This window comes from Novosphingobium lindaniclasticum LE124 (assembly GCF_000445125.1).
In the GTDB taxonomy this organism is placed as follows: domain Bacteria; phylum Pseudomonadota; class Alphaproteobacteria; order Sphingomonadales; family Sphingomonadaceae; genus Novosphingobium; species Novosphingobium lindaniclasticum.
In genome coordinates, this window is sequence record NZ_ATHL01000076.1 from 105,119 (window position 1) to 127,514 (window position 22,396).

A 22,396-nucleotide genomic window follows, 5' to 3' on the forward strand; every position below is an offset into this window, starting at 1 on the left:
TGTGCGGAAAAGCGCAAGACGACGGAATGATTGACGGACTGTGCGTATTTGTGCGGAAATAGGCGCAAGATGACAGTGACACAAACCGAACCGAGCGATTCCGCCCCTCCGTCCAGCGAGGGCGCCGAACTCGCCCGTCTAGTGCGGGAGGAAATCGCGCGTCGCCGCATTTCGCGCCAGGCGCTCGCCGACATGGCGCGCATCAGCCTGTCGACTCTTGAAAAGGCATTGGCAGGCAAGCGCGCCTTCACGCTGGCAACGCTGCTGCGCATCGAAGAGGCACTGGGCGTCAACTTGCGCGCGGGAACCCACGCCCCGGCAGCGGCGCCCCACGCCCGCGACGTGGCACCCGACACCATGGGCGCCTATGCCCGTTCGGCGGTCACCTGGCTCGAAGGCCGCTACCTGACGATCCGCCCCAGCTTCGGCACGCCCGGCGGTCTGTTCGCCTATCTGACGACGGTGCGCTGGGTGCCGGAAAAAGCCTGCCTCGGCTTCGCGGAATCAGGACGATCGGACTCTCGTTTCGAACAGGCCGGCCACGTCTCGTTGCCCAATCTTTCCGGTCATATCTATCTCGTCACCAACGAGCAGGGGCAATACCGCCTGGCGATCCTCTCCCGTCCGACGATCGAAGGCCAGCTTTTCGGGATCCTCACGACGCTGGAAGTGGGCAGCGGATCGCAGCTCGTACCCGCCGCCGCCCCGATCGCCTTGCGCAAGCTGGCGGACGGCGAGGACGCCGCGCTTGGGCCGGTCACGGCGGAGATGCCGCACTTCGCGGCGTACCGCGACCTGCTTGGCCGCTCGACGGAAGGCGATTTCGCCCGCCTGCACCTGCCGTGTTGAACCCGGTTCAGCGCCAGAAGCGATTGGCATCCGCGAAAGCGCCGTAGGCCTCGGCAGCGGCTTCGAGCAGCTCGCCTTTTCGTTTACGATCGGCGATACCCACTGCTTCCGGTGCCTCGGCCAAACCAAGATCGTGCAGCAGTTGGGGCGCTCCCACGAGATCGTTGAGCGCGCCCATTCGGTCCTGCAGGTCCTCCAGGGCGTCGACGAAGTGCTTCCGGCGCCGACGCTCCCGCTTCTCCGGAAACAGCGTGCCGAAGAAGTCCGTTGCATAGCGCAGCTTCTTGGCGGTCTTGCGGACTTCATGGCGCGCGTGATCGTCCAGCTTCTCCATGCGCCGGCCACCTTTCTTCACCTTGCGCCGGAAGCGATCGAGCGCTTTCGCCGCAAAGTCCCGTGCAGGGGTTTCGCGCGTTTCGCGGTTGTCCTCACGCGCAAGCCAGGCACCGATCGCGGTCCACTCCGCCAGATCCAGCGTGAGCGTTCGGGCCCGCTGTGAATTGAGGGCCGCAACGGCTTCGACATAAGCGTCATCTCGCGCGGCAAGAATGCGATCGAGAAACGCGCCGCCTTCCGCCTGCCCGGAAAGAACGTCGAGATCGCGCGCCTTGCCGAGTTCCGCCGCCAGCCAGCGCAGTTCATCGTTGAACCGGCGGCGTTCGTCATCGGGGAACATCGCCTTGTACAGGGTGAGAGCGGATCGCAAGCGCCTGATCGCTACACGGGCCTGGTGCAATGCCGCTTCGTCGCGGTGATCGAGCACCAGAGGTTCGTTGAGGCGAAAATGGCGCAGACAGGACGCGGCGATCTGCTGAAATGCCTCCGCTGCAGTCAATCCGCGCTCCAGTTTCAGCCGGGAGGCTTTCACGGCGGATGGAGCGGGGCCGATCAGGCGGTAGCCGCGTTCCGCCTTGCTCGATACACCGATACGCACGGGAACGAGGGCATCGATGCGGCGGGCGAGGGCGAAAAGGCCTGCGGCCTCGCCTTGCTTCAGTTCGAGTTCGATCTCGCAAAAGGAGGCATTCCGCTCGCCTGCGACGACCTTGCCGCGATCGAGCGTGATCTCGATGCCTTCGTTCAGCCAGAGGCGTCTTTCGTTCTCGACGGTGAACACGGGGGATACCGCAGGAGCCTCGTCTCCCAGCAAGGCGGGGATGGGCGTTTCATGGTCGATGACGGGCTCGTCACCGGAAACCGGACGCTCCCATTCCGGCCGGATGAACATGCCGGCAGCCGGGCCGTCGGCCTTGATCGTCTGCACCCGATCCTGGCCGTTTCGGCGGATGCGAAGGGACAACCCTGCCTCGAGCAAGTCGTGCCCCGAAGTGTCGAAATAGATCGCATGCTGAGACACGGCTTCAGGCTCGCCGGTGAACAGGTCGGAACCTTGCAGCCGGTCCGCGCCTTCCGGCGTGAGTTCCAGCTTCAGTTCGGCTTCATCACTGGGAACCGCAGTCATTCTAAGATCTCCGTTCGGGCCGCTTGGCAACACGGCGCCGAACCGGCGCACTTGTAGCGCAAGGATACCGTCATGAGCACGAACAACGCACGAGGACCTGGATCGTTCGGCGGCGCGTTGAAACTTGCTCCGCCATAGCCCCTTGACCCATCGCCGATTACGGACAATAAATATCCGTATTAGCTCCGGCAAAGGATCTTGCGAAATGTCTCAGCGTATCGATTATGCGAAACAGTCTTCCGAACTCGTCCGCAAGATGACGGATCTGTCGATGGCGGTGAAACAGGGCGCCGTCGAAAAGAGCATTCTCACGCTCGTCGATATCCGTGCCTCGCAACTCAACGGCTGCGCATTCTGCCTCGACATGCATGTCAAGGAAGCCAAGATCCAGGGCGAGCGCGAGCTGCGGGTCCATCATGTCGCGATCTGGCGCGAGTCCACGTTGTTCGATGAGCGGGAACGCGCGGCACTGCTCTGGACGGAGACGCTGAGCCGGCTGCCGGAGGGCGGTGTGCCGGATGCGATCTACGCGCAGGTTCGGGAGCATTTCTCGGAGAAGGAGATCGTCGATCTGACGTTTGCCGTGATGACGATCAACGCCTGGAACCGCCTGTCGATCGCCTTTCAGGCGGTTCCGGGATCGGCGGACAAGCTCTATGGTCTCGAAAAAGCCAACCTTGCCTGACGAAGACGATCGTGCAGGCGCGGCCGGTTTGCTTCAGCCTGCGCGGTCCAGCAACCATTCCGTACTGCGCCGCAGGATCTCCGCCGGCAGGTCCTGCTGAAGCGTCTGCTGCAAGTCGGCCAGACTGACGGCCGCCAGCGTCTGGCGCCAGGCCTCGTCCGCCTTCCACATGACGCGGGCGATGGCGCAGGGCTTATCGTCGCAGAAGTCTCCCGGGCGACAGGGATTGTTGGCCCGGATTTCGCTGCACTGGAAAGTCGACTTGCGCCCTTCCACCGCTTCCACGACGTTCAGGAACGTTATCTCGCCGGCCGGCAAAGCGAGGCGATAGCCGCCGCTTGGCCCGAGGGTCGTATGGACGATCCCAGCCTTGGACAGACCTTGCAGCGCCTTGCCGAGGTATTCCTTGGGCACGCCGTGGAACTCGGACAGGCTGCGCGCCGACAGGTAGCGCCCTTCCGGCAGATTGCTCAGCACGGCACAGCAGTGAAGAGCCCATTCGACCTGGTTCTTCAGGTTCATTGCGACCAGCGACCAATCATGGACATGCCATATCCGGATCGGGATCGATCTGCAATCGAGATCCCGGAAACACCGCGATTGCGCATAATCCGCATTAATTTGCGGCAAGCAGATTGCATTATTCCAGCGACAACGGGCATTTACTGTTCCTGCGAATCATTAGCAACAGAACGGTATGCCGATGCATCTGCTCAAGGGGCACAAGATTTCTCATCGGCTTAGGCGAACTTCCGCCTTAGGCGTGGTGGTTTGCTTCTCCATCAGCGCGGCTGCTCATGCTTCGGAGGATAGCACTGCGAGCGCGGATCCGGTGAAGCTCGGATCGGTTCGGGTGGAGGACACCGCGATCCCGGATCGTCGACAGGGCGTTGACCGTAATGCTGCCGGGAAGCCCGCTGTCCTGACCACGACCACCTCGGCCGATACGCTACGTGAGCGGATGGTCGACACGATCTCGGACTATGCTCGCCGGGTCGACGCGGGGGTGAACTTCAGCAGCAGCAACCAGAGCATCAATATTCGCGGTCTCGACGCCAATCGCGTCCTGACCACAGTGGACGGCATTCGCCTGCCGTGGATGAACGACGGCGCACGCGGCGTGCAGGGCGGGGTGGCAGCGTTCGACTTCAATTCGCTCAGCGCCATCGACGTGGTGAAGAGCGGGGATTCGAGCTACTTCGGCCAGGGCGCCCTTGGCGGCGTCTTCGCGGTGCGCACGCTGGACCCGGAGGATCTGCTGACGGAAGGCAGGAAACAGGGCGCGCTGGGCAAGGCCACTTACGACAGCGCCAGCGACAGCATCTACCTGAACCAGGCGGGAGCGTTCAGGACCGGCGACACCTTGGTGCTGATCCAGGGCGGCTACCAGAACGGGCATGAGATCGAAAACCAGGGAACCCTGGGAGGCCTGGGGACCGCTCGCACCGAGAAGAACCCCGCCTCCTACGATCAGGATAACCTTCTGGTGAAAATTCATCGATATCTCGGCGGCGGTCATCGTCTGGGTCTGACCGGCGAAACCTTCACGCGGAGCTACGACGAAGCCACGCTGACCAGCATCGGCGCGACCTACTCCTCCTACGATACGCTGGAGCAGAACAAGCGAAAGCGGGTGGCTGCGACCTACGATTATCAGGCCCAAGGCGATGGCTTCGTCCAGGAAGCGCACATCGTCGGCTATTGGCAGCGCCTGAACATTCGGACTTATACGCAGGCCATGCGCATCGCTCTGCCGGTTGGGCGATACGATCGCGACAGCGACCTGCAGGACGAGTCCTGGGGTGCGAATGGATCGATCGTCGGGCGCTTGGAAACGGGCACGGTGCAGCATGCCGTCAGTCTGGGCGGCGAAGTCTATGCCACCAGGACCACCCAATATGCCGGCGGGCTGGACAACTGCACCCCGGCGATCCGCTCCTGCGCGTTCCTCCATGTCAACCAGTCGGACATGCCCGACGTGGACGGCATCGATCTCGGGCTGTTCATCCAGGATCGCCTGACTTTGGGCGCTTTTCATCTCACGCCAGGCCTGCGTTTCGATTGGTATCGCCGCACACCGAGAGATACGCCGAGCTATACGGTGAACGCCGCCTATGAGGGGTTGCCTGCGCGCTCCAGCGCGTCCCGGTTCTCGCCCAAGTTCATGGCCGAATACGACGTCGCGCCGAACTTTACCGCTTATGCGCAATATGCCCAGGCGTTCCGAGCCCCTTCGGCCACCGAGCTTTACCTGACTTATGGCGGAACCGGCAGCTACGTCAGCATCGGCAATCCGGACCTCAAGGCCGAAACCAGCAAGGGCTACGAACTGGGCGTTAAGTTCGGCGATGACCGGTGCGGAGCCAAAGTCGGCTTCTACGACAACTATTACCGCAACTTCATCGACACGATCACCACGACCGCGGTGGCAGCCGGCCTCAGCGGCAGCTATCCATTCGGCGTGTTCAAGTACGTCAACCGCGCCCGCGTGCGGATCTACGGCGTGGAGGCGAGCGCGCAGTGGGCGCTGACGGACGATTGGCGGGTCTGGGGGGCGATCGCCTACTCCCAGGGCAAGGATACCGATCAGGATATCCATCTGAATTCGATCCCGCCGCTGCGCGGCATCGCCGGGCTGGGCTACAGCCAGGAACGCTTCGGTGCCGACCTCTCCGCGACCGTCGCGGCGAAGCGCAACAAGGTCGAGGATCCCGCCTCCACGATCAACAGGACGCCGGGATACGGGATCGTCGATTTCACCGCCTGGGTGAAACCCGGCCTGTTCGAGGGCTTGCGGGTTCAGGGCGGCGTGTACAACATCCTCGACAAGACCTATTTCAACGCGCTCGATATTTCGGATAGCGCCACCGTTTCCCAGAGTTATTACAGCCAGCCCGGACGGACCTACAAGGCCTCGATGATACTCGCGTTCTGATGCGGCGGGCCGGAGGCAAAGGATCCCGCGCCGCGGCCCGCCCATCGCCCATTGAAGAAGGACTACTCATGGACACGACACTTCAGGCCGCCGCCGAGATAGGTCGCGCCAAGCGCCTCAAGGCGGCCACCTCGGAAACGCACGATCGGCTGGACAAGCGGATCATGGCGGGGGATCCCTTCGCGGCCCTGGAGAACTATGGCCGGTTCCTGGCGGTCCAGTACCAGTTTCACCGCGACCTCGAGGCGCTCTACGCCGACGCCGGCCTCGCCGCCCTCGTTCCCGACCTTGCCGATCGCCGGCGGCTCGACCAGATCGGCCAGGATCTCGCGGATCTGAACCAGAGCCCTCCCGCGACCGAGGAGCCGCCCCATTTCTTGCCGGCGTCGATCGATTTGCCCACTGCACTCGGCTGGCTCTATGTCGCTGAAGGGTCCAACCTGGGCGCGGCGTTCCTGTTCAAGATGGCGCGCGCCCTGGGGCTCGATGAAAATCACGGAGCGCGTCATCTCGCCGGTCATCCGGACGGACGCGCCCAGCACTGGCGCTCCTTCACCGCAGCGCTGGACGGGATCGCGCTGGACGAGGCCGAAGAGAAGCGCGTGATCGACGGCGCGAATGCGGCCTTCCGGCGCGTTCATGCCCTCGTCGAACGGGAATACGCCTGAGGCGATGCTGGTGATCGCGCTCCGGCGGGTTACCGTTTCGGCGCCGCTGCGGAAGCGTGGCCGCTGATTTCCGCGCCGGCGTCGGGTGCGAAGCGCAAGTTCCAGATCGTGGCACCCAGGGAGATCGCGGTCACGACCCAGAAGGCGATCGAAAAGTCGATGAGAGAAGGAGCGGCGTGCGCATTGGCCTTCATGGCGGCTTGCAGGGCAAGCGCCGCGACGCAGATGCCCAGTGACAGCATGAGCTGCTGGAACGTGGAATAGAAGGCCGTCGCGCGACTCATCTGCTTCTTGTCTATGCCGTCGTAGGCGATCGTATTGTAGGCGGTGAACTGGAACGACATGAAGAAGCCGGACAGTCCCAGCATGCAGAACATCGCCCACACCGGCCAGCTGGGGTCGAACAGACCGCAGATCGCGTAGCCTGCCGTCGCGATCACCCCGTTCCAGACCAGCGCCCGCCGGAAGCCGAACCGGCGTAGCACGCGGGGAGCGAAACTCTTCATGGCAAGCGAGCCGATCGCGGTCGCTACCGTGATGGTACCGCTGCGCGCGGCGGAGAACCCAAAGCCCACCTGCATCATCAGGGGCAGCAGGAAGGGCTGCGCGCCTTGCGTGATGCGCGTGATCGATCCTGCGATGACCGAAAGCCGGAAAGTCTCGTCCTTGAGCAGCGACAGGTCGAGTATCGCGTTCTCCCGCTCGCGGGCATGGAGCACGTAGAGCACGCCGGCCACCGAACCGACCAGGATCAGCGCGGCGGCCAGGGCGCCTTCTGCCGGACGGCTGACCATCTCGAAGCCAAACAGCAGGCACCCCAGGGACAGTCCGCTGAGGACGAAACCGGCCGTGTCGAAACGGCCCGGCTCATCCTCGCGGATATTGGCGATGAAGCGCCCGACCAGATAGAACCCGAGTACGCCCATGGGCAGGTTGATGTAGAAGATCCACCGCCAGTCCAGGTAGGTCACGATAAAGCCGCCGAGCGGCGGTCCCAGGATGGGGCCGATCAGCGCCGGGACCAGGAGCCACGACATCGCGTTCACCATGTCCTGCTTGGCTACCGAGCGCAGCAGGACGAGGCGGCCGACGGGTATCATCATTGCCCCGCCGACCCCTTGCAAGAAGCGGGAGACGACCATCATCTCTAGGGACACGGACTGCCCGCAAGCCAGGCTGCCAAGAACGAACAGCAGGATCGCGGCGCGAAACACGGTTCGCGATCCGAAACGGTCCGCGATCGTACCCGAGGCCGGGATGAACACCGCAAGGGCCAGCAGGTAAGAGGTCAGCGCGACGCTCATTTCCTGGGGACGCACACCGAAATCGCGGGCCATCGTCGGCAAGGCCGTCGCCAGGACCGTCGAATCCACGAATTCCATGAATAGAGCGGAAGCGATGATCAGCGCCACCAGCCGGTAGTTCGCTCCCGATACCGGAGGACCTTCGTCGCGCGTCTTGGCGAGGGAGCCGGCGGCGGGCACGATGCCGTCGCGTACTTCCGCATTGACCGAAGCCATGCCGCGACGCCGCGGCCTCAACATGAAACCTGCAGGGTTGGGTGGGGGATCGACATAGGCAGCTTTCGAATTCGCGGACTTTGATCCCCTCCCTCGAACCGGCCGTCGTCTGTCACGCGAGCATGCCGGCGCGGATCATATAGGGAGCAAGGTGCAGGATGGAAACCCGTGACGTCCTCGCCGGGCCTGCGTCCTTTAGATCTCAGTCCGCGATCTTGCCGAACGGCATCAGCTTGCGGGACTGGCGGGCGGCGGTCTTGCCGTCGTTGGCGCGAAGAGCAGGCAATATGGCAAGGGCGGCACGCTTCATCTGCGCGTCGAGCGGGGTAGGCGCCGGAGCGGCGGCGGCAGCCTCGGCCAGACGGCGCGCCTGGGCAACGTCGCCCGGATCCTTGCGGATACGCATCATTGCCGCGAGCCCAGGATAGAAGGCCCGGTCGTTCCCCAGCGCGACGGCCCGGTTCAGAGCGGCCTCGCCGGCATCGGCCTTGGCACCGATCATGGTACGTGCCACGAGACCACCCAACTGGTCTATCGCATCGAGATGCCAGCCCGCTATGACCATCTGGGCTTCGGCATCTCGCGGATTTTGTGCGGCCAGGCGCTTGAAGACCTCCAGCGAGGTGCGTGCGTCGGTGCGGCTGCGCGTCAGTTTAGCGCGGTAGCCGATCGCCACTCCGCGCTGAAGCGTGGCTTCGCGATCGCCAGGGCGGGTCGCCAGGATCCGGTCGGACGCGGCGATCGCCTGTGCAATGAGCGACAGGGCCTTTTTCTTGTCCGCCGTCTGAAACGCGGCCGTGGTCAGAAGTTCGCGCGGGGTTTCCGCCAGCGCGGCGGGAGCAGCCAGCGCGGCAGTTGCGGCGCCCATGGCAATCATCGTTCGATGGTACACGCACTCTCCTGGATTTATCTGGAAAAGGAAGGATGGCGAATGAGGGCCGGTAAGGCCAGAGCCTATCGACAGCTTGCGCTCGGAGGCGGGCCTATACCCAGAACCGTTCCCTTCAGAGCAGCCAACCGATCGGAAGCCGACTCGCCAGCGCGACCAGCATATGATCGATGAAGCGCATGCCGGGCTCGCGGCGACGCGGCGCGCCATCCTCGTCGCTGCCGCGCGTCCATTGCAGGTTGCCACAAGCATCCAGAGTAACTGCATAGGCCGCCTCGGGGATGATCGTTTCGAAGGCGTCGGCGACATGACCGGCGATCAGCGGGCTGTGAATGACGAACCCGAGTTCCGTGTTCAGCTTGAGCGACCGGGGATCGAAATTGAACGAGCCCACGAAAACCCGCTCACGATCGGCCGTGAAGGTCTTGGCATGGATGGTCGAGGCGCCGGAACGCAGGGCGGCGAACGATCCGCTGCCCGTCGCTCTCAGGCGGCTGGCGATACCGAGCCGGTTGCCCTTCCGGCGCTGCCTCTTCGAGGGCGCATCGCGCACTTGCGCCGCAGTCTCGAACAGGCGCACGCCGGCCTCCAGCAGCGGCTTGCGCCAGGGCGTATAACCGGCATGGACCAGCGCCACGTCGGTTGCCGAATAGCCGTTGGTCAACACAGTGACCCGCGTCCCGGACCGCGCGAGAGCGCAGAGTTGTCCTGCCCCCTGCTCGCCGGGGACGAAATAGCCGGAGACGATCGCCAGTTCCCGTCGAGGATTACCGATCGCACCGTCAAGCTTGCCGGCCAGCAGGTCCTCACGGTCGAGGTCGTTCAGGGTCTTGGCCGGATCGTCGCCGATCAGATCTACCCGCGCCCATTCGAAGGGCAGCGTTCCCGCCTTGAATTCGCGGACGAGAGGTAGACTGCCAAGACGCTCGACATAGCGGCGGGCCGAAGGATCGCGCTCGACGATCGACGCGCGCGAGCGCAGCTTGGCGAGTTGGCGCGGCCCGACGCGCGGCAGGATCTGCCGGGCGGGATAGGCGGACTGGCAGTTCCAGTAGCGCTCGAAATCGGCCTCGACCTCGCGGGCTACCGGCCCGATCGCCAGCACATCGAGATCGGCGAACAGCGCGCCGTCTCCGGCACCGAAGTACTCGTCGCCGATATTGCGTCCGCCGACGATGGTCACGGCGCCGTCCACCGTGAAGCTCTTGTTGTGCATGCGCCGGTTCAGGCGGCCGAAGTCCATGAGAAAACCGATGGCTTTGGGATAGCGGATGCGAAAAGGATTGAAGAGGCGAACCTCGACATTGGGATGGTCGTTGAGCGCCGAGAGTACGCGGTCCAGTCCGGCGATGCCGTTGTCGTCGAGCAGCAGCCGCACGCGCACACCGCGCCGCGCCGTCTCCAGGGCGGCTTCCAGCAGCAGCGTGCCGGTGCGATCACCGTGCCAGATGTAGTATTGCAGATCGAGCGTCCGCTCGGCAGCCCGGGCCAGCAGCAGGCGTGCGGCGAACGCATCGACGCCGTCGGTCAGGAGGTGGACGCCCGACAGGCCGGGATTGTCCTTTGCCTGCTCGCTGGCTGCACGGGACAGCGTGGGTTCTTCGCCATTGCGCGCTGGCCAGGGGCGAGGGGCATGGCGGCGCGGCAGGCGGTTTGCCCGGATGAGGGCGATACTGGCGCCCACTACGCCCAAGGCAAGGCCCCATTTGATGCCGCCCGCCGTCTTGGACATGACTTTGCCGAGTTCGCCGCCGAACATCCTTGCTCCTAAATTCCCAATGCCTTGGTCATGACATCGAAGGCTCCCTCTAGACCGTGACGCACTTCGCCATGCAGGGAAGCCATCGGCGCTTCCTCGACGATCAGCACGCCTGCGCCGGCTTCCACCTTGTCCTTGAATAGCTGCTCGTAGCCCAGAAAATAGGGCCAGAACGTTTCCGTTCGTGTCACCGAATAGGCCAGGTCTGCCGAGAACCCCACCAGCTGCGCCTGGCCGAACACGCGGCCGCGCTCCGCCTTCTCCACCCGCACGCCGCGTCCGCCCTTGATCACGAGACGGCACGGGCCATGGAACACCAGATAGCGTAGCTGCAGCGTCAACCATGCATTGAGCGAGCCGAGCCGCCAGTGAGACGTGATGCGCAGAGGCTTCGCAAGCGGCTGTGCCACGGCGGCGAGCGCGCGGGGTTGCAGCACGCAGGAGCAGCCCTCCGGCAGCGTCAGGATCGCCACTTCGGCAAAGGGATCGCGTACTGCCGAAACCGTGGTCACTTCGCCCTCTCCGCGCAGGCGGGTGAGAAAGGACAGTCCGCTGACCAGACTGGCAAGAGGATGGCGCCAGTCCAGCAGCCACTGCGTCGCCTTTGCGCCCGAGTGGGAGGTGGTCTGGAGGTAGGACTGGCGCACCAGCAATTCTTCCTCGGCCGTGAGCCGGATCGCGACCGAGGTCTTGCTGGGCTCAGTGGGCGGCACCGGCTCGCCTTGCCCGCCCGGTACCGCGATCCTGATGGCGGCGCGCCGCTCGGCTAGCGGCGCGAGTACCGTCCAGAACAGCAGGCGGATGAGATATGGCATGGCGAGGATCAGGAGAAATGCGCCAAGGGCTTTCATCAGCAGGCGGCGCAAGTGCCATTCCTCGGCCCAGAGCTGGAGTTTCTGGCGGAAGGTTCCGGTCCACCGCGTTTCCGCCTCGGCGCGTTCGCGGGAGAGATCGGCAAGCGCGGTATCGAGCGAACCGGCCAGCCCGCGGCGGGACCGGGTATAGATGGCCTGAGCCTGCTCGACGCTGCCCTGGACATATCGAGCTGCGTTCAAGTTGCGGCGCGCCGCGTCGCGTTCGGCACAGCGGCTGTCGCGGGTGGCCACCAGGGTCTTGTGCTCGGCGCTTTCCAGCCAGCTGCGCCAGCGGTAGGCCCAGCGCCGATCGAGCTGTTGCAGCCGCTCCGTCGCCTCGCGGCACAGGCGATCGCTCTGCTTGAACCGCGTCTGCGCTTCTCGCTGCTTCACCTGGGCATCGCGGCGGCCGACCAGCAGGCGTGCGGCTTCCAGGCTTTCGAGCTCGCGGGTGAGGAGAACGAGTTGCAGGCGGCCCTGTTGATCATCGAGCAAAGCGCGAGGGCCGCGTCGGTAGAGAGCCAGAATGCCACGCGTTTCACCTAGACGCCGGCGTTCCTCCGCGAGATCGCGGCGCGTTTCGGCAATGCGCCGATCAAGCTCTGAAGCGCTTTGCGTTTCGAGCAGGGACGTCGCTTCTTCGAAGGTGCTTGTGAGCTGCGTGAAGTCTTCTCGCAACCTCGTCTCGGTCTCGCGGAGCCCGACATAGACCGCCTCGCGATCGCCTGCCGTCCGCCATTGCTGGGCAAGCAGGGGCGCGACTGCAATGGCGAGGACGAGAGCAAGGTAGAGCATGGCCCGGCGAAGTACCCAGCGCAGCAGGGATCGAAGGCGCGTCATAAGCCGGAATAGGCTGGCACGATCGGCGGATTGTGCTGCTGCATGCTCTCGTCAAGCCGTCTCAGGCCGCGTAACGTTGCTAAATCAATATCTTGAACCGAGATTTTCCCAAATGTTGAGAGGAATGGGGAAGAGGCGGGCGAGACGCTATTCATGCCCGGCACCCGGCCGCTGCGAGCCAAGCGTCGATCGCTTCCGCCACGCCTGGAGAGACATGGAGGCCCAATTTGCTGCGGCGGAACAGAATATCCTCGGCGCTCCTGGCCCACTCGGCTTCGACTAGGTATGCGATCTCGCTGGCATGAAGGCCCCCTCCGAAATCCCGGCCGAGGTCTGCCACCGTTTTTGCGTCGCCGAGAATCCTCGCGGCTCTCGTGCCATAAGCGCGGGCTAGCCGGCGCAGGAGCGGGCCCGGCATCTGCGGATAGGCCTGGGAGAGTTCTCCGAGAAATTCATCGAAGTCGCCGCCGGGTATGTTTCCGCCCGGCAGCCTCGTCCCCGCAGTCCAGGGCACGGCAGCTTCAGGGAAGAGCTGCGCAACGTGGACCATTGCATGCTCGGCAAGTTTGCGGAAGGTCGTGATCTTTCCCCCGAAGATCGACAGGATCGGCGCCCGCTGTTCGTCGCCTTGGTCGAAATCCAGGACATAATCCCGCGTTACGGCCGAGGCGTCGGCGGAGTGGTCGTCGTAAAGAGGACGAATGCCCGCATAGCTCCAGACGAGGTCTTCGGGGCCGACTTGCTGTTCGAAATAGCGGTTGGCGGTGGCACAGAGATAATCGATCTCAGCAGAACTGATGGACGCTTTGCCGGGAGCGTCTGTCCACGGTTCCTCGGTTGTTCCGATCAATGTGAAATGATCTTCGTAAGGTATTGCAAAGACTATCCGTCTATCGGAGTTTTGCAGCAGGAAGGCATGTCTACCTCGGTAGAGCTGCGGGACGACGATATGGCTGCCTTTGACAAGGCGAACGCCTTTATCGTCCCTCCCCCGGCCGAGTTGACGAAGCACGGTATCGACCCAGGGACCAGCCGCGTTGACGATCATCTTGGCGCGAACCTGACGATTGCCTCGTTCGTTGGCGATGGTCGCCACCCAATAGCCGTTCTCGCTGGACGCCTGCACGAGGCGAGCGCGGGTTTCGATCCGCGCGCCGTGTTCGGCCGCGTCCATCGCATTCAGCACCACAAGACGGCTATCCTCTACCCCGCAGTCCGAATAGACGAAGGCTTTTCCTTTCAACGACAGGCCATTACCAAACGAACTTCGGTGAAGATCGAAGCTCTCCGTTCCGGGAAGTTGCTGCCGGCCGCCGAGATGATCGTAAAGGAAAAGCCCCAGGCGGACCATCCAGGCGGGTCGGGGAGACAGCGACTGAGGCAGGACGAAACGGAGCGGCCAGATGATGTGCGGCGCCATGGCGAGAAGCCGCTCTCGCTCGATCAAAGCTTCGCGAACCAGGCGGAACTCGCAATACTCCAGATATCGCAACCCGCCGTGGATCAGCTTGGTGGAAGCCGACGAGGTATGGCTGGCAAGATCGTCCTGCTCCACCAGCAGAACCGAAAGCCCCCGCCCGGCGGCATCGCGAGCGATGCCCGCGCCGTTCACTCCGCCGCCGATGATCAGCAGATCGTAGGTTTCCTCCTGGGAAGGGGGCATGCGGCTCTCGTGCAATTCTCTCTTCACGAACAAGGGGTAGCCGACCGCGCCCAAAGTGCAAACGCTCCATCCCGCTGTTCGTTGAGGCAGCGCTTGACTAAGCGGGCCCAATAGCCTGGGAATGCGCCGGACATGACCCAGCCTCGACACGTACTCGCCATCGATCAAGGAACCACGTCCACCCGCGCGATCGTCTTCGACGATGCGGCGGGCCCGGTCGCCACGGCGCAGTGCGAGTTCGAGCAGCATTATCCCGACCTTGGCTGGGTGGAACACGACGCCGAGGACATCTGGCGCGATACCGTAAAGGTTGCCAGCGAGGCGATCGCGCGCAGCGGCGTGGCTCCGGAAGCCATTGCAGGGATCGGCATCACCAACCAGCGCGAGACGGTGGTGGTCTGGGAGCGAGACGGCGGACGGCCGATACACCAGGCAGTCGTCTGGCAGGACCGGCGGACGGCTCGGCTTTGTGCCGACCTCAAGGGCGAGGGGGCAGAGGACGAGGTCCGCGCCCGGACCGGGCTGCTGATCGATCCCTACTTTTCCGCCACGAAGCTCGCCTGGATCCTGGACACCGTAAGTGGTGCGCGCGAGCGTGCGGAGCGCGGGGAACTCGCCTTCGGCACGATCGACAGCTTCCTGCTCTGGCGGCTCACCGGTGGACAGGTCCATGCCACGGACGTAACCAATGCCGGCCGGACATTGCTGTACAACATTCGCGAGCAGCGCTGGGACGAGGAACTCTGCCGCCTGTTCCGGGTGCCGATGCAGATGCTGCCGCAGGTGCACGACAACGCCCATGTCTTCGGCCGGACGAGCAAGGCGCTGTTCGGCGCGGAGATCCCGCTTGCCGGGGTAGCCGGAGATCAGCAGGCGGCGCTGTTCGGCCAGGCATGTTTCGAGGCGGGCATGGCCAAGTCGACCTACGGGACGGGTTGTTTCATGTTGCTCAACACGGGCACCGAAGCGCTTGCTTCGGAAAGCCGTCTGCTCACCACGCCGGCCTACCGTCTGAACGGCAAGATGACCTACGCGCTGGAGGGCTCGATCTTCGTGGCCGGGGCCGCCGTGAAATGGCTGCGCGACGGTATCGGCGTGATCGCCCATGCAAGCGAGACCGATGGCATGGCGACGCAAGTGCCGGACAATCACGGCGTCTATATGGTTCCCGCATTCGTCGGCCTTGGCGCACCGCACTGGGACCCGGACGCGCGCGGCGCGATCTTCGGATTGACCCTCGGAGCAACGCAGGCGCATCTCGCTCGCGCCGCGCTGGAGGCCGTCGCCTATCAGACCACCGACCTGGCACGGGCCATGGCATGCGACGGCGGCGAGGGGCTGGCGAAGCTGCGGGTGGACGGGGGCATGGCGGCGAACGACTGGCTCTGCCAGTTTCTGGCCGATATGCTGCAGGTGCCGGTGGAACGGCCGGTTCACCTCGAAACGACGGCATTGGGCGCGGCTTTCCATGCGGGGCTGGCGACAGGCGTATGGCCCGACCTTGCCGCACTTTCGGCAACCTGGACGCAAGGCCGGCTCTTCACGCCGCACATGGGTGAAGCGGCGCGCGGCAGGCTCATCGCCGGTTGGCAGGATGCCGTGCAGCGAACGCTGAGCCGCTAGGGCGCAAACCGGTTGCGCGACGGGGCCGGCGCTGCGATAGGCGCCCGCCGCTTCCACTCTTCAAGGACTTCCGACATGTCGGCCAGTACGGTCACGCCTCGCTCCGTTGGAATCGACTTCGGCACCACCAACTCCGTCGTCGCTCTCTCCAACGACACCGGAGATGCAGATCTGGTGGATTTCGCGGCACCAAGCGGTACTAGCGCGGTATTCCGATCCGCCCTGTGCTTCTGGCAGGAGGAAAGAAAGCGCGGCGGGCTGGCGCACGAAGCGGGGCCATGGGCCATCTCGGAGTTTCTCGAATTCCCCCAAGGCTCACGCTTCCTTCAGTCGTTCAAATCGGTCGCGGCCAACCCGGCTTTCGAACATGCCACTCTGTTCGAAAAGCGTCTGCGATTCGAGGAACTCGGTCGGATCTTCCTGGAGCATCTTGTCGGCCATTCCGGCGAAGCGCTTCGTCATTTGCCGGATCGTATCGTGGTCGGAAGGCCGGTGCGCTATGTCGGCGCGCGCCCGGACGAGGCTTTGGCGCGGACGCGCTACGATGCGATGTTCGCCTGGTTGGAGCGGCCCGTTCACTACGTCTACGAACCGATCGGCGCCGCCTTCAGCTTCGCCTCACGCCTGGCCGACCCCGCGACCCTGCTTGTGGCCGACTTCGGCGGCGGCACCAGCGACTTCTCGATCGTGCGTGTGAATGCCCCCGGTGCCGCCCGGCGCTGCGAGCCACTCGGCTCGGCAGGCATCGGCATCGCGGGAGATCGCTTCGACTACCGCATCATGGACCATCTCGTTCTGCCGCTGCTGGGCAAGGGCGGAACGTACAAGTCGTTCGACAAGGTGTTGGAGATCCCGCCTGGGCACTTCGCGGACTTCGGTGACTGGTCGCGTCTCGCCATGATGCGCAACCGCCGTACTCTGGAACAACTGGCGCGGTTGAAGCATGGCGCTACCGATCCGGCTGCGATCGACCGGATGATAGCGGTTGTCGAGCATGAACTGGGCTTCGGGCTCTACGAAGCCGTGGGCCGCCTGAAGCGCACGCTCTCCGGCTGCGAAGCGGGCGAATTCCGTTTCGAGAGCGACTTTCTGACCATCGAGGCCCAAGTGAGCCGCGGCGAATTCGAAAGCTGGATCGCGCCCGATCTGCAGCGCATCGGCGAGACCGTGGATGCCGCGCTGGCAGGGGCCGCCCTGCGTCCCGACGAGATCGACCATGTCTTCCTGACCGGCGGTTCCTCGCTGATCCCTGCCGTTCGCGTGCTGTTCGAACGCCGCTTTGGGGAAGGTCGCATCGCAACGGGTGACGAATTGACCTCCATCGCTCATGGACTGGCGCTCATCGGCCAGTCTGCCGATCTAGACGACTGGCTCGCTACCGATCCGGGCTGAAGAGGCGCCGCATAGGGCGTTCAGATCGGCCATCGCTCTCGGCGATAGGCGGAATCCCAGAACATCCACTCATAGCGCGCGGCATTGCGAAAAGCCGTGTTCATGGCGCTGCGGATCGCCGGGGTCGCCTGAGCTGCGGCCGCATCGACGAGATCGCATACCCGCCGGGTCGCTTCCCCGAAGGAAGGCGCGGCGTAAGTCTCGATCCAGGCAGAGTAGGGGTTGGGCGAGGCGGCGCGCGGCCGAATGTCGCAGCCGACTTCCCAGTAAACCCAGAAACAGGGCAGGATGCCTGCGATCAGTTCCTCGTAGCTGCGGGTCGCGGCCAGGCTGGCCAGATAGCTGGTATAGCCCAGACAGGCGGGGGTCGCTTCGCTCTGCTGCGCCATTTCGGGCGTGACGCCGAACTGGGCGAAGAAGGCCTGGTGAAGCGCTTCCTCCACCTGAACCGCAACTTTGGCGCCATCGGAAAACTCCAGGCGTCCGGCTGCGGTGGGCGCCCGGGCGGCGGCCAGGGCAAGGACGCGGGCATATTCGGCGAGGTAGAGACTGTCCTGCACGATGTAGTGGCGGAACGTCTCCGGCGGCAGGGTGCCCGCGGCCAGTTCGTCGAGGAAAGGATGGGAGAGGATCGCCCGGCGCAGCGGGGCGATCTCTTCCCAGATCGTAGTGCAGAAATTCACGGACCTTCGTCCTTTGCTCGATGCGGGCCGGGCGGTTACTTGCCGGCAGGCCTGGGGGCGGAACCTTCCTGATCGAAGATCCAGTTGAGATAGGCCGCGATCCTGATACCGGCCCTCTCCAGCCGATCGTCCAGCTCGGCGCGGTGCTGATAGGCATAGTCCCAGGAGATGCTGGGGTTCGCCGGATAGATCGTCTTGCGCAGCGCGATGCTTTCGGCCGTCCAGACGAGCGGATCGCGCACATTCCAGCTCACCACCTGCTGCGGCGTGATCTTGCGCGAAAGCCAATGCGCATATTCGGAGTAGGAGAGCGAGCGCTGCTCGATCATTCCCGAATCCCACACGGAGTGGAGATTGGTCTCCTTGCCGAACCAGGTGACCTTGACGTCGTTGCCGCCACGATCGTTGCCACCGCCGGCATGGAGAGGCTGGTGAAGGTCGCCGATGATGTGGACGATGAAGCGCAGGGCCAGGCGCTTGTCTTCCACTGATGCCTTGGGGTCGCGCAGGGTCGCGGCGAACCGCGGCAGAGCGGTGAGAGCGTCGCCTTCGGGGGGGGCATCGGAAGGCTTGTAGGCGTGGCCCTCGCGCACGGTGACGTAGTGCCACGGGCTGGCCTGCTTCTGCCAGAACTCCGAGGGGTCGGACTTCATGTCGTCCGGCCAAGTGGCGGCTTCGGCAAGATCCTCCTCGCCAAGCAGTAACCGGACCTGCGCGCGGGCGACACCGCTCAGGTTCTCGTCGGCGATGGCACCCGTGATGCGGTGGCCGATCGCGCCCCAGGCGGCGGCGGGAGCAGGCATGGCAAGGGCGCCGCCAAGAGTGGCGGCAAGCGAACAGGCGAGAGTCGGATAGCGCATGGCGCACTCCATACAGCAACCGGACGCTCTTGCCAGTTGCGGCAGGATCGTTCTTCCGCAGTCTTGCAAGATCTTAGCCAGGCCTATCCTTCGGCGGGAACCTCATAGAGCTCGAGAGGGAGCCCGTCGGGGTCGGAGAAGAAGGTGAAGCGCCTGTCCGTATAGGGATCGACGCGAATAGCTTCGCACGGCGTGCCCGCGACGGCGAGGCGCGCCACTTCCGCGTCGAGATCGACGACGGCGAAGGAGAGGTGGCGCAGCCCGCAAGCCTCCGGCCGGGATGGGCGCGGCGGGGGTGATGGGAAAGAGAAGAGTTCGATCTGCGCATTACCGGCGTCGAGATCGCACTTCCAAGAGCAACGCTCTTCCCGGTAGACTTCCCGAATGATCGGAAGTCCTAGGGTTTCATGGTAGAAAGCTCGCGAACGGCGATAGTCCGAACCGATGATGGCAATATGATGAATGGCGATCATGGAAGATCTATAGCGCAGCGCAGCGCCGGTGTCCTTCTGCGATCCGCCTGTCGAAACGCTGACGATACGAGCGATGGGCAACCCTCAGGGGCGGGATTCGCTTTCCTCATAGGCTTCCAGCGCTTGGCGGTCCTCGTTGGAGACGAATTCGCAGGCGAGCAGGGTCTTGCCGCCCAGGGCGGGGCCCTCCCGCGCGATGATCGAAATCAGGCCGGCGTCCTTCATGCTTTGCAGATCGTCCGGCAAGACCCTTGCGAAGCCTTTGCTCGAAGCGCCGAAAAGCGAGCTTTTCTCGGGTATGAGATCGAAACGCCGGGCCAGTTGCGCGGCACTGGCACCATCGATGAGCACGCCGATCGACATCCCCGCGAAGACCACCTCCTCGGTCTTGAGCCCGTCTCTCGCGACAGGCTCCGGCAAACGATAGATCGCGGCTCCGAGGCTGGAGGTATCGGCTTTGCCGAAGCTCTCCGCTTCCTCGTAGAGGCGGGTGGCCACCGCCGTGGAATAGGGCGGCACGCAAAGCGCGGCCGCGAAGAAATCGGCTGTCGCCGCTGTGGCTAACGATGGTGCGGACAGCGCCGTCGTGAACAGGGCCAGGCTTTTCATGACCACCCTCTGCAAGACAAAAGCCCTCATTTCAACGGGTTGTTTCATTTATCCTTGGGCGCCCTGGGCTTTTGCGCGCGCACTTCGCCCAGGAGTACGCCGAGGTGTTTTTCCGCCTCCGCCGACTGGCTGGCCGGAAATGCGGCTGTCATGCGTCCGCTCCAGTAGCCGTAGTTCACGGTCGTCAGACTGAACAGCCAGGGCTGGTTGTCCCGATAGCCGCTAAAAGTGCCGCGATAGGCGTCGAGCCGGCGATTGTGCGGGATCCTGGCGCGGCCTTCCGAGACGATGGAGGGGGCGGCGAAGTGTGCCATGGCGGCCTGCCGCATGATCATGTAGTGATCGCGTGCCGGCATGCCGTCGATATGGACGACGGCCATCCGCACGACAATCCGGTCCTTGCCGGAACCGAGCGGGCGGTCATAGCCAATGGCGACATATTCGCCGCTGGGGTCGTAAGTCCTCTCGTTCAACCGTTTGAAGCCGTCGAATTCGATCGGGAAGCGGAGGCCGCTGGCGTCGTGGCGCAGCGTGGTCCCGTCCGGCTCGAGGGAAAAGCCCTCGGGAACCTCGCTGGAAGCCGCAGCCGATGGCGCTTGCGCCTCTGCCGAAAGAGCAACGCCCGAACACAGCAGGGTGAGCCCTATGAGCGCAGACAATCTGAATGAAGACATCGCGTCCGATCCCCTGTTCGCGGCGGAGTCGCTGAAGCGGTGCCGCCGGTCGCAAGTCTAGGACGATACGATATTTCCGATCAACACCTTGTCGCTTGATCTGCACGCGGACTCTAAGGAAAACACGAGGACCGCCGAACGGATAAACGGAAGTATCGCGGCGATCGCGACGATCGGCGTTTCGAAGATCATCGAAGCTGGAGAAGAAGAACGCCCCAACGCCGCCATGCGCGCTTCGATAACGGCAGAATCGAGGTAGCCTCGGCGTCGGACGATGCCCTCTACTCGCCGCGCCTGGGCGGCTCTCCGCCCGTGACCTTGCGCCAATGCTCGTCGGCGCGCCGTTCGAACGTACCTGCTTCGCGGGCTTCGCTGCGGTAAAGCGAACCGGGGGGCATCGGCGAATAGACCTGGTCCACCCAGCCGCGCGGATCGTCGTGCGGCCAGACATAGCCGACATGCCCCAGCTTGGCTGCGCCCTTGTAGTGCCCATCGCGCAAGTGAAGCGGCACTGGGACCGGGGGCTGTCCGGCAACGAACTGCAGCGCTGCCGATATTCCGCGCGAGGCGGACGCCGACTTGGGCGCTCTGGCGACATGCAGGGCGGCATGGGCCAGAACGATCTGCGCCTCGGGATATCCGATCTTCTCGACGGCGTGCAGCGCCGCCACAGCCGTCTGCAATGCGGTGTTGTCCGCCAGACCGACATCCTCGGAGGCATGGACCATGATCCGCCGCGCGATATAGCGGGGATCCTCGCCGCCGTGGACGAGGCGGGCGAGCCAGTAGAGAGTCGCATCGGGATCGGACCCGCGCATCGATTTCACGAAAGCCGATACGACATCGTAATGGGCATCGCCGGACCGGTCGTGATTGATGGGCGCCGCTGCGTAGGCTTCCTCCAGCATGGCATCGGTGACCTCGAAGGCCTGTTCGCCATGGCCCACCGCCAGGCTTTCCAGCGTCGTCAACGCCCGCCGGGCATCGCCGCCGGAGCGGCCCGCGATCCTGCGCACCTGTTCGGCCGTCATGGCGATGGCGACCCCGCCCGCGTGGAGGTGCTCGATGCCTCTTCGCACCACTTGCTCCATGTCCTCGATGGAGAGCGGCTCCAGTTTGAGGATGGTCGAGCGCGAAACCAGGGCCGGGGTCAGGACATGATAGGGATTGCCCGTCGTAGCCCCGATGAAGTCGGCGATACCATCCTCGCAGATCGCCAGCAGGTCGTCCGTCTGGGTGGCGGAGAAGCGCTGCACTTCGTCCACGAAGATCAGCAGCGGATGCATGCGTGCCTCGTCGGCGAGCTTGCGGATCTCGGCCACGCCGGCGCGGGTGGCGTTGAGGGGACGGAAGGCCTTGCCCTGCATGGTGCCCACGGCACGCGCGATCGAGGTCTTGCCGACGCCCGGTGGCCCATAGAGAATCACGCTGCCCAGCGTGCCCGCAGCTACCCTGCGCCGCAGGATCGAACCCTCTGCGACGACATGCGACTGTCCGATGACCTCATCCAGCGAAGCCGGGCGAAGCAAGGCGGCAAGAGGCATGTTGGTCGTGGGAGCAGCGCCGAACAAGTCTGGCATTCGCGTGCCCGGCTACTCTTCAGAGCGCGAGAAGCAGGGTGTCGTCGGCTCGGGGCGGTGCGGGTTCGAAGGTGGGCAGGGGATCGAAGACGTCTTCGAGCAGTTCGGTCACTTCCAGCCCTGCCAGCTTGAACTGGCCGAGCCGGCGTTCTTCGGGAGAGCGCCAGGCCTTGCTCAGGTTCAATGCGCTGACGAAGAGGTCGCCGTGACGCTCGAACATCAGGTGCGGGGCAAGCGTGATGATGCCGCCGTTGTAGCGGGCATTGACGGTGCGGCGAAACGAGATCGCTTCCATGAGAGCAAGGCGGGTATCGATCATGCGCGTGAAGAAGCCAATTCGGTAGTCGAGTGATTTTGCATCGCAGCATTGTGCAGGCG

The 22,396-nt window shown here is 64.2% G+C and carries 20 protein-coding genes; 6 read left to right on the forward strand and 14 right to left on the reverse strand.

Features of this window, described 5'->3' with window-relative positions; all coding sequences use genetic code 11:
* Positions 1-69 precede the first annotated feature (69 nt).
* Complete coding sequence (locus tag L284_RS35740; protein ID WP_021234121.1) at positions 70-849, forward strand: helix-turn-helix domain-containing protein; 780 nt, start codon at positions 70-72, stop codon at positions 847-849.
* Between the two features lie 7 nt (positions 850-856).
* Here L284_RS35740 and L284_RS35745 read toward each other — a convergent pair whose 3' ends face one another.
* Positions 857-2,311 carry a CYTH and CHAD domain-containing protein gene (locus L284_RS35745; protein ID WP_021234122.1) on the reverse strand — a complete coding sequence of 485 codons (1,455 nt, stop codon included), beginning with the start codon at positions 2,309-2,311 and terminating at the stop codon, positions 857-859.
* Between the two features lie 205 nt (positions 2,312-2,516).
* On the opposite strand from L284_RS35745, the gene L284_RS35750 reads away from it, so the two are divergent.
* Positions 2,517-2,996 (forward strand): carboxymuconolactone decarboxylase family protein, encoded by a 480-nt coding sequence (locus L284_RS35750; RefSeq protein ID WP_021234123.1) that lies wholly within the window; start codon positions 2,517-2,519, stop codon positions 2,994-2,996.
* A 33-nt stretch (positions 2,997-3,029) separates the two neighbouring features.
* Here L284_RS35750 and L284_RS35755 read toward each other — a convergent pair whose 3' ends face one another.
* Entirely contained in the window at positions 3,030-3,518 is a 489-nt protein-coding gene (locus tag L284_RS35755) for an RrF2 family transcriptional regulator (RefSeq protein WP_021234124.1), read from the reverse strand.
* Between the two features lie 310 nt (positions 3,519-3,828).
* Here L284_RS35755 and L284_RS35760 point away from each other — a divergent pair, with 310 nt between their 5' ends.
* Positions 3,829-5,931, forward strand: a complete 2,103-nt coding sequence (locus L284_RS35760; RefSeq protein WP_200861656.1) for a TonB-dependent hemoglobin/transferrin/lactoferrin family receptor — start codon at positions 3,829-3,831, stop codon at positions 5,929-5,931.
* A gap of 68 nt (positions 5,932-5,999) precedes the next feature.
* On the forward strand, positions 6,000-6,599 hold the full coding sequence (locus L284_RS35765; RefSeq protein WP_021234126.1) for a biliverdin-producing heme oxygenase: 600 nt from the start codon (positions 6,000-6,002) through the stop codon (positions 6,597-6,599).
* 29 nt (positions 6,600-6,628) lie between these two features.
* On the opposite strand, the gene L284_RS35770 is transcribed toward L284_RS35765, so the two are convergent.
* From L284_RS35770 to L284_RS35790, 5 genes are all read right to left on the reverse strand, one after another.
* Positions 6,629-8,119 (reverse strand): DHA2 family efflux MFS transporter permease subunit, encoded by a 1,491-nt coding sequence (locus L284_RS35770; protein WP_021234127.1) that lies wholly within the window; start codon positions 8,117-8,119, stop codon positions 6,629-6,631.
* 202 nt (positions 8,120-8,321) lie between these two features.
* Positions 8,322-8,996 carry a hypothetical protein gene (locus L284_RS35775; protein WP_031342150.1) on the reverse strand — a complete coding sequence of 225 codons (675 nt, stop codon included), beginning with the start codon at positions 8,994-8,996 and terminating at the stop codon, positions 8,322-8,324.
* Between the two features lie 127 nt (positions 8,997-9,123).
* Complete coding sequence (locus L284_RS35780) at positions 9,124-10,767, reverse strand: phospholipase D family protein (protein ID WP_021234129.1); 1,644 nt, start codon at positions 10,765-10,767, stop codon at positions 9,124-9,126.
* Between the two features lie 8 nt (positions 10,768-10,775).
* The gene (locus tag L284_RS35785) at positions 10,776-12,461 is read right to left on the reverse strand and encodes a coiled-coil domain-containing protein (protein ID WP_021234130.1); all 1,686 of its coding nucleotides are present in this window, start codon (positions 12,459-12,461) and stop codon (positions 10,776-10,778) included.
* Between the two features lie 151 nt (positions 12,462-12,612).
* Positions 12,613-14,124 carry a glycerol-3-phosphate dehydrogenase gene (locus tag L284_RS35790; RefSeq protein WP_031342154.1) on the reverse strand — a complete coding sequence of 504 codons (1,512 nt, stop codon included), beginning with the start codon at positions 14,122-14,124 and terminating at the stop codon, positions 12,613-12,615.
* A 132-nt stretch (positions 14,125-14,256) separates the two neighbouring features.
* On the opposite strand from L284_RS35790, the gene glpK reads away from it, so the two are divergent.
* Both glpK and L284_RS35800 read left to right on the forward strand, forming a co-directional pair.
* The gene (glpK, locus tag L284_RS35795) at positions 14,257-15,747 is read left to right on the forward strand and encodes a glycerol kinase GlpK (RefSeq protein WP_021234132.1); all 1,491 of its coding nucleotides are present in this window, start codon (positions 14,257-14,259) and stop codon (positions 15,745-15,747) included.
* A 75-nt stretch (positions 15,748-15,822) separates the two neighbouring features.
* Entirely contained in the window at positions 15,823-17,139 is a 1,317-nt protein-coding gene (locus L284_RS35800; protein ID WP_021234133.1) for an Hsp70 family protein, read from the forward strand.
* A gap of 20 nt (positions 17,140-17,159) precedes the next feature.
* On the opposite strand, the gene tenA is transcribed toward L284_RS35800, so the two are convergent.
* From tenA to L284_RS35835, 7 genes are all read right to left on the reverse strand, one after another.
* A complete protein-coding gene (gene tenA / locus L284_RS35805) occupies positions 17,160-17,822 on the reverse strand; it encodes a thiaminase II (RefSeq protein ID WP_021234134.1) in 663 nt (220 codons plus the stop codon).
* 35 nt (positions 17,823-17,857) lie between these two features.
* The gene (locus L284_RS35810) at positions 17,858-18,625 is read right to left on the reverse strand and encodes a S1/P1 nuclease (RefSeq protein ID WP_052018394.1); all 768 of its coding nucleotides are present in this window, start codon (positions 18,623-18,625) and stop codon (positions 17,858-17,860) included.
* Between the two features lie 140 nt (positions 18,626-18,765).
* Complete coding sequence (gene gloA2, locus L284_RS35815; RefSeq protein ID WP_031342158.1) at positions 18,766-19,155, reverse strand: SMU1112c/YaeR family gloxylase I-like metalloprotein; 390 nt, start codon at positions 19,153-19,155, stop codon at positions 18,766-18,768.
* Positions 19,156-19,239: 84 nt separating this feature from the next.
* Positions 19,240-19,764: a hypothetical protein gene (locus tag L284_RS35820; RefSeq protein WP_021234137.1), complete on the reverse strand. Its 525-nt coding sequence runs from the start codon at positions 19,762-19,764 to the stop codon at positions 19,240-19,242.
* A 44-nt stretch (positions 19,765-19,808) separates the two neighbouring features.
* Entirely contained in the window at positions 19,809-20,438 is a 630-nt protein-coding gene (locus L284_RS35825; protein ID WP_235054365.1) for a hypothetical protein, read from the reverse strand.
* 281 nt (positions 20,439-20,719) lie between these two features.
* Positions 20,720-22,018, reverse strand: coding sequence for a replication-associated recombination protein A (locus L284_RS35830; protein WP_021234140.1), 1,299 nt, complete (start codon positions 22,016-22,018; stop codon positions 20,720-20,722).
* 19 nt (positions 22,019-22,037) lie between these two features.
* Entirely contained in the window at positions 22,038-22,337 is a 300-nt protein-coding gene (locus tag L284_RS35835; protein WP_021234141.1) for a hypothetical protein, read from the reverse strand.
* Positions 22,338-22,396: the final 59 nt, after the last annotated feature.

Coding starts and splice junctions, on each gene's coding strand:
- L284_RS35740 (WP_021234121.1), top strand. CDS start 70: ATGACAGTGACACAAACCGAACCGAGCGATTCCGCCCCTCCGTCCAGC.
- L284_RS35745 (WP_021234122.1), bottom strand. CDS start 2,311: ATGACTGCGGTTCCCAGTGATGAAGCCGAACTGAAGCTGGAACTCACG.
- L284_RS35750 (WP_021234123.1), top strand. CDS start 2,517: ATGTCTCAGCGTATCGATTATGCGAAACAGTCTTCCGAACTCGTCCGC.
- L284_RS35755 (WP_021234124.1), bottom strand. CDS start 3,518: ATGAACCTGAAGAACCAGGTCGAATGGGCTCTTCACTGCTGTGCCGTG.
- L284_RS35765 (WP_021234126.1), top strand. CDS start 6,000: ATGGACACGACACTTCAGGCCGCCGCCGAGATAGGTCGCGCCAAGCGC.
- L284_RS35770 (WP_021234127.1), bottom strand. CDS start 8,119: ATGGCTTCGGTCAATGCGGAAGTACGCGACGGCATCGTGCCCGCCGCC.
- L284_RS35775 (WP_031342150.1), bottom strand. CDS start 8,996: ATGATTGCCATGGGCGCCGCAACTGCCGCGCTGGCTGCTCCCGCCGCG.
- L284_RS35780 (WP_021234129.1), bottom strand. CDS start 10,767: ATGTTCGGCGGCGAACTCGGCAAAGTCATGTCCAAGACGGCGGGCGGC.
- L284_RS35785 (WP_021234130.1), bottom strand. CDS start 12,461: ATGACGCGCCTTCGATCCCTGCTGCGCTGGGTACTTCGCCGGGCCATG.
- L284_RS35790 (WP_031342154.1), bottom strand. CDS start 14,124: ATGCCCCCTTCCCAGGAGGAAACCTACGATCTGCTGATCATCGGCGGC.
- glpK (WP_021234132.1), top strand. CDS start 14,257: ATGACCCAGCCTCGACACGTACTCGCCATCGATCAAGGAACCACGTCC.
- L284_RS35800 (WP_021234133.1), top strand. CDS start 15,823: ATGTCGGCCAGTACGGTCACGCCTCGCTCCGTTGGAATCGACTTCGGC.
- L284_RS35810 (WP_052018394.1), bottom strand. CDS start 18,625: ATGCCTGCTCCCGCCGCCGCCTGGGGCGCGATCGGCCACCGCATCACG.
- gloA2 (WP_031342158.1), bottom strand. CDS start 19,155: ATGATCGCCATTCATCATATTGCCATCATCGGTTCGGACTATCGCCGT.
- L284_RS35820 (WP_021234137.1), bottom strand. CDS start 19,764: ATGAAAAGCCTGGCCCTGTTCACGACGGCGCTGTCCGCACCATCGTTA.
- L284_RS35825 (WP_235054365.1), bottom strand. CDS start 20,438: ATGTCTTCATTCAGATTGTCTGCGCTCATAGGGCTCACCCTGCTGTGT.
- L284_RS35830 (WP_021234140.1), bottom strand. CDS start 22,018: ATGCCAGACTTGTTCGGCGCTGCTCCCACGACCAACATGCCTCTTGCC.
- L284_RS35835 (WP_021234141.1), bottom strand. CDS start 22,337: ATGATCGATACCCGCCTTGCTCTCATGGAAGCGATCTCGTTTCGCCGC.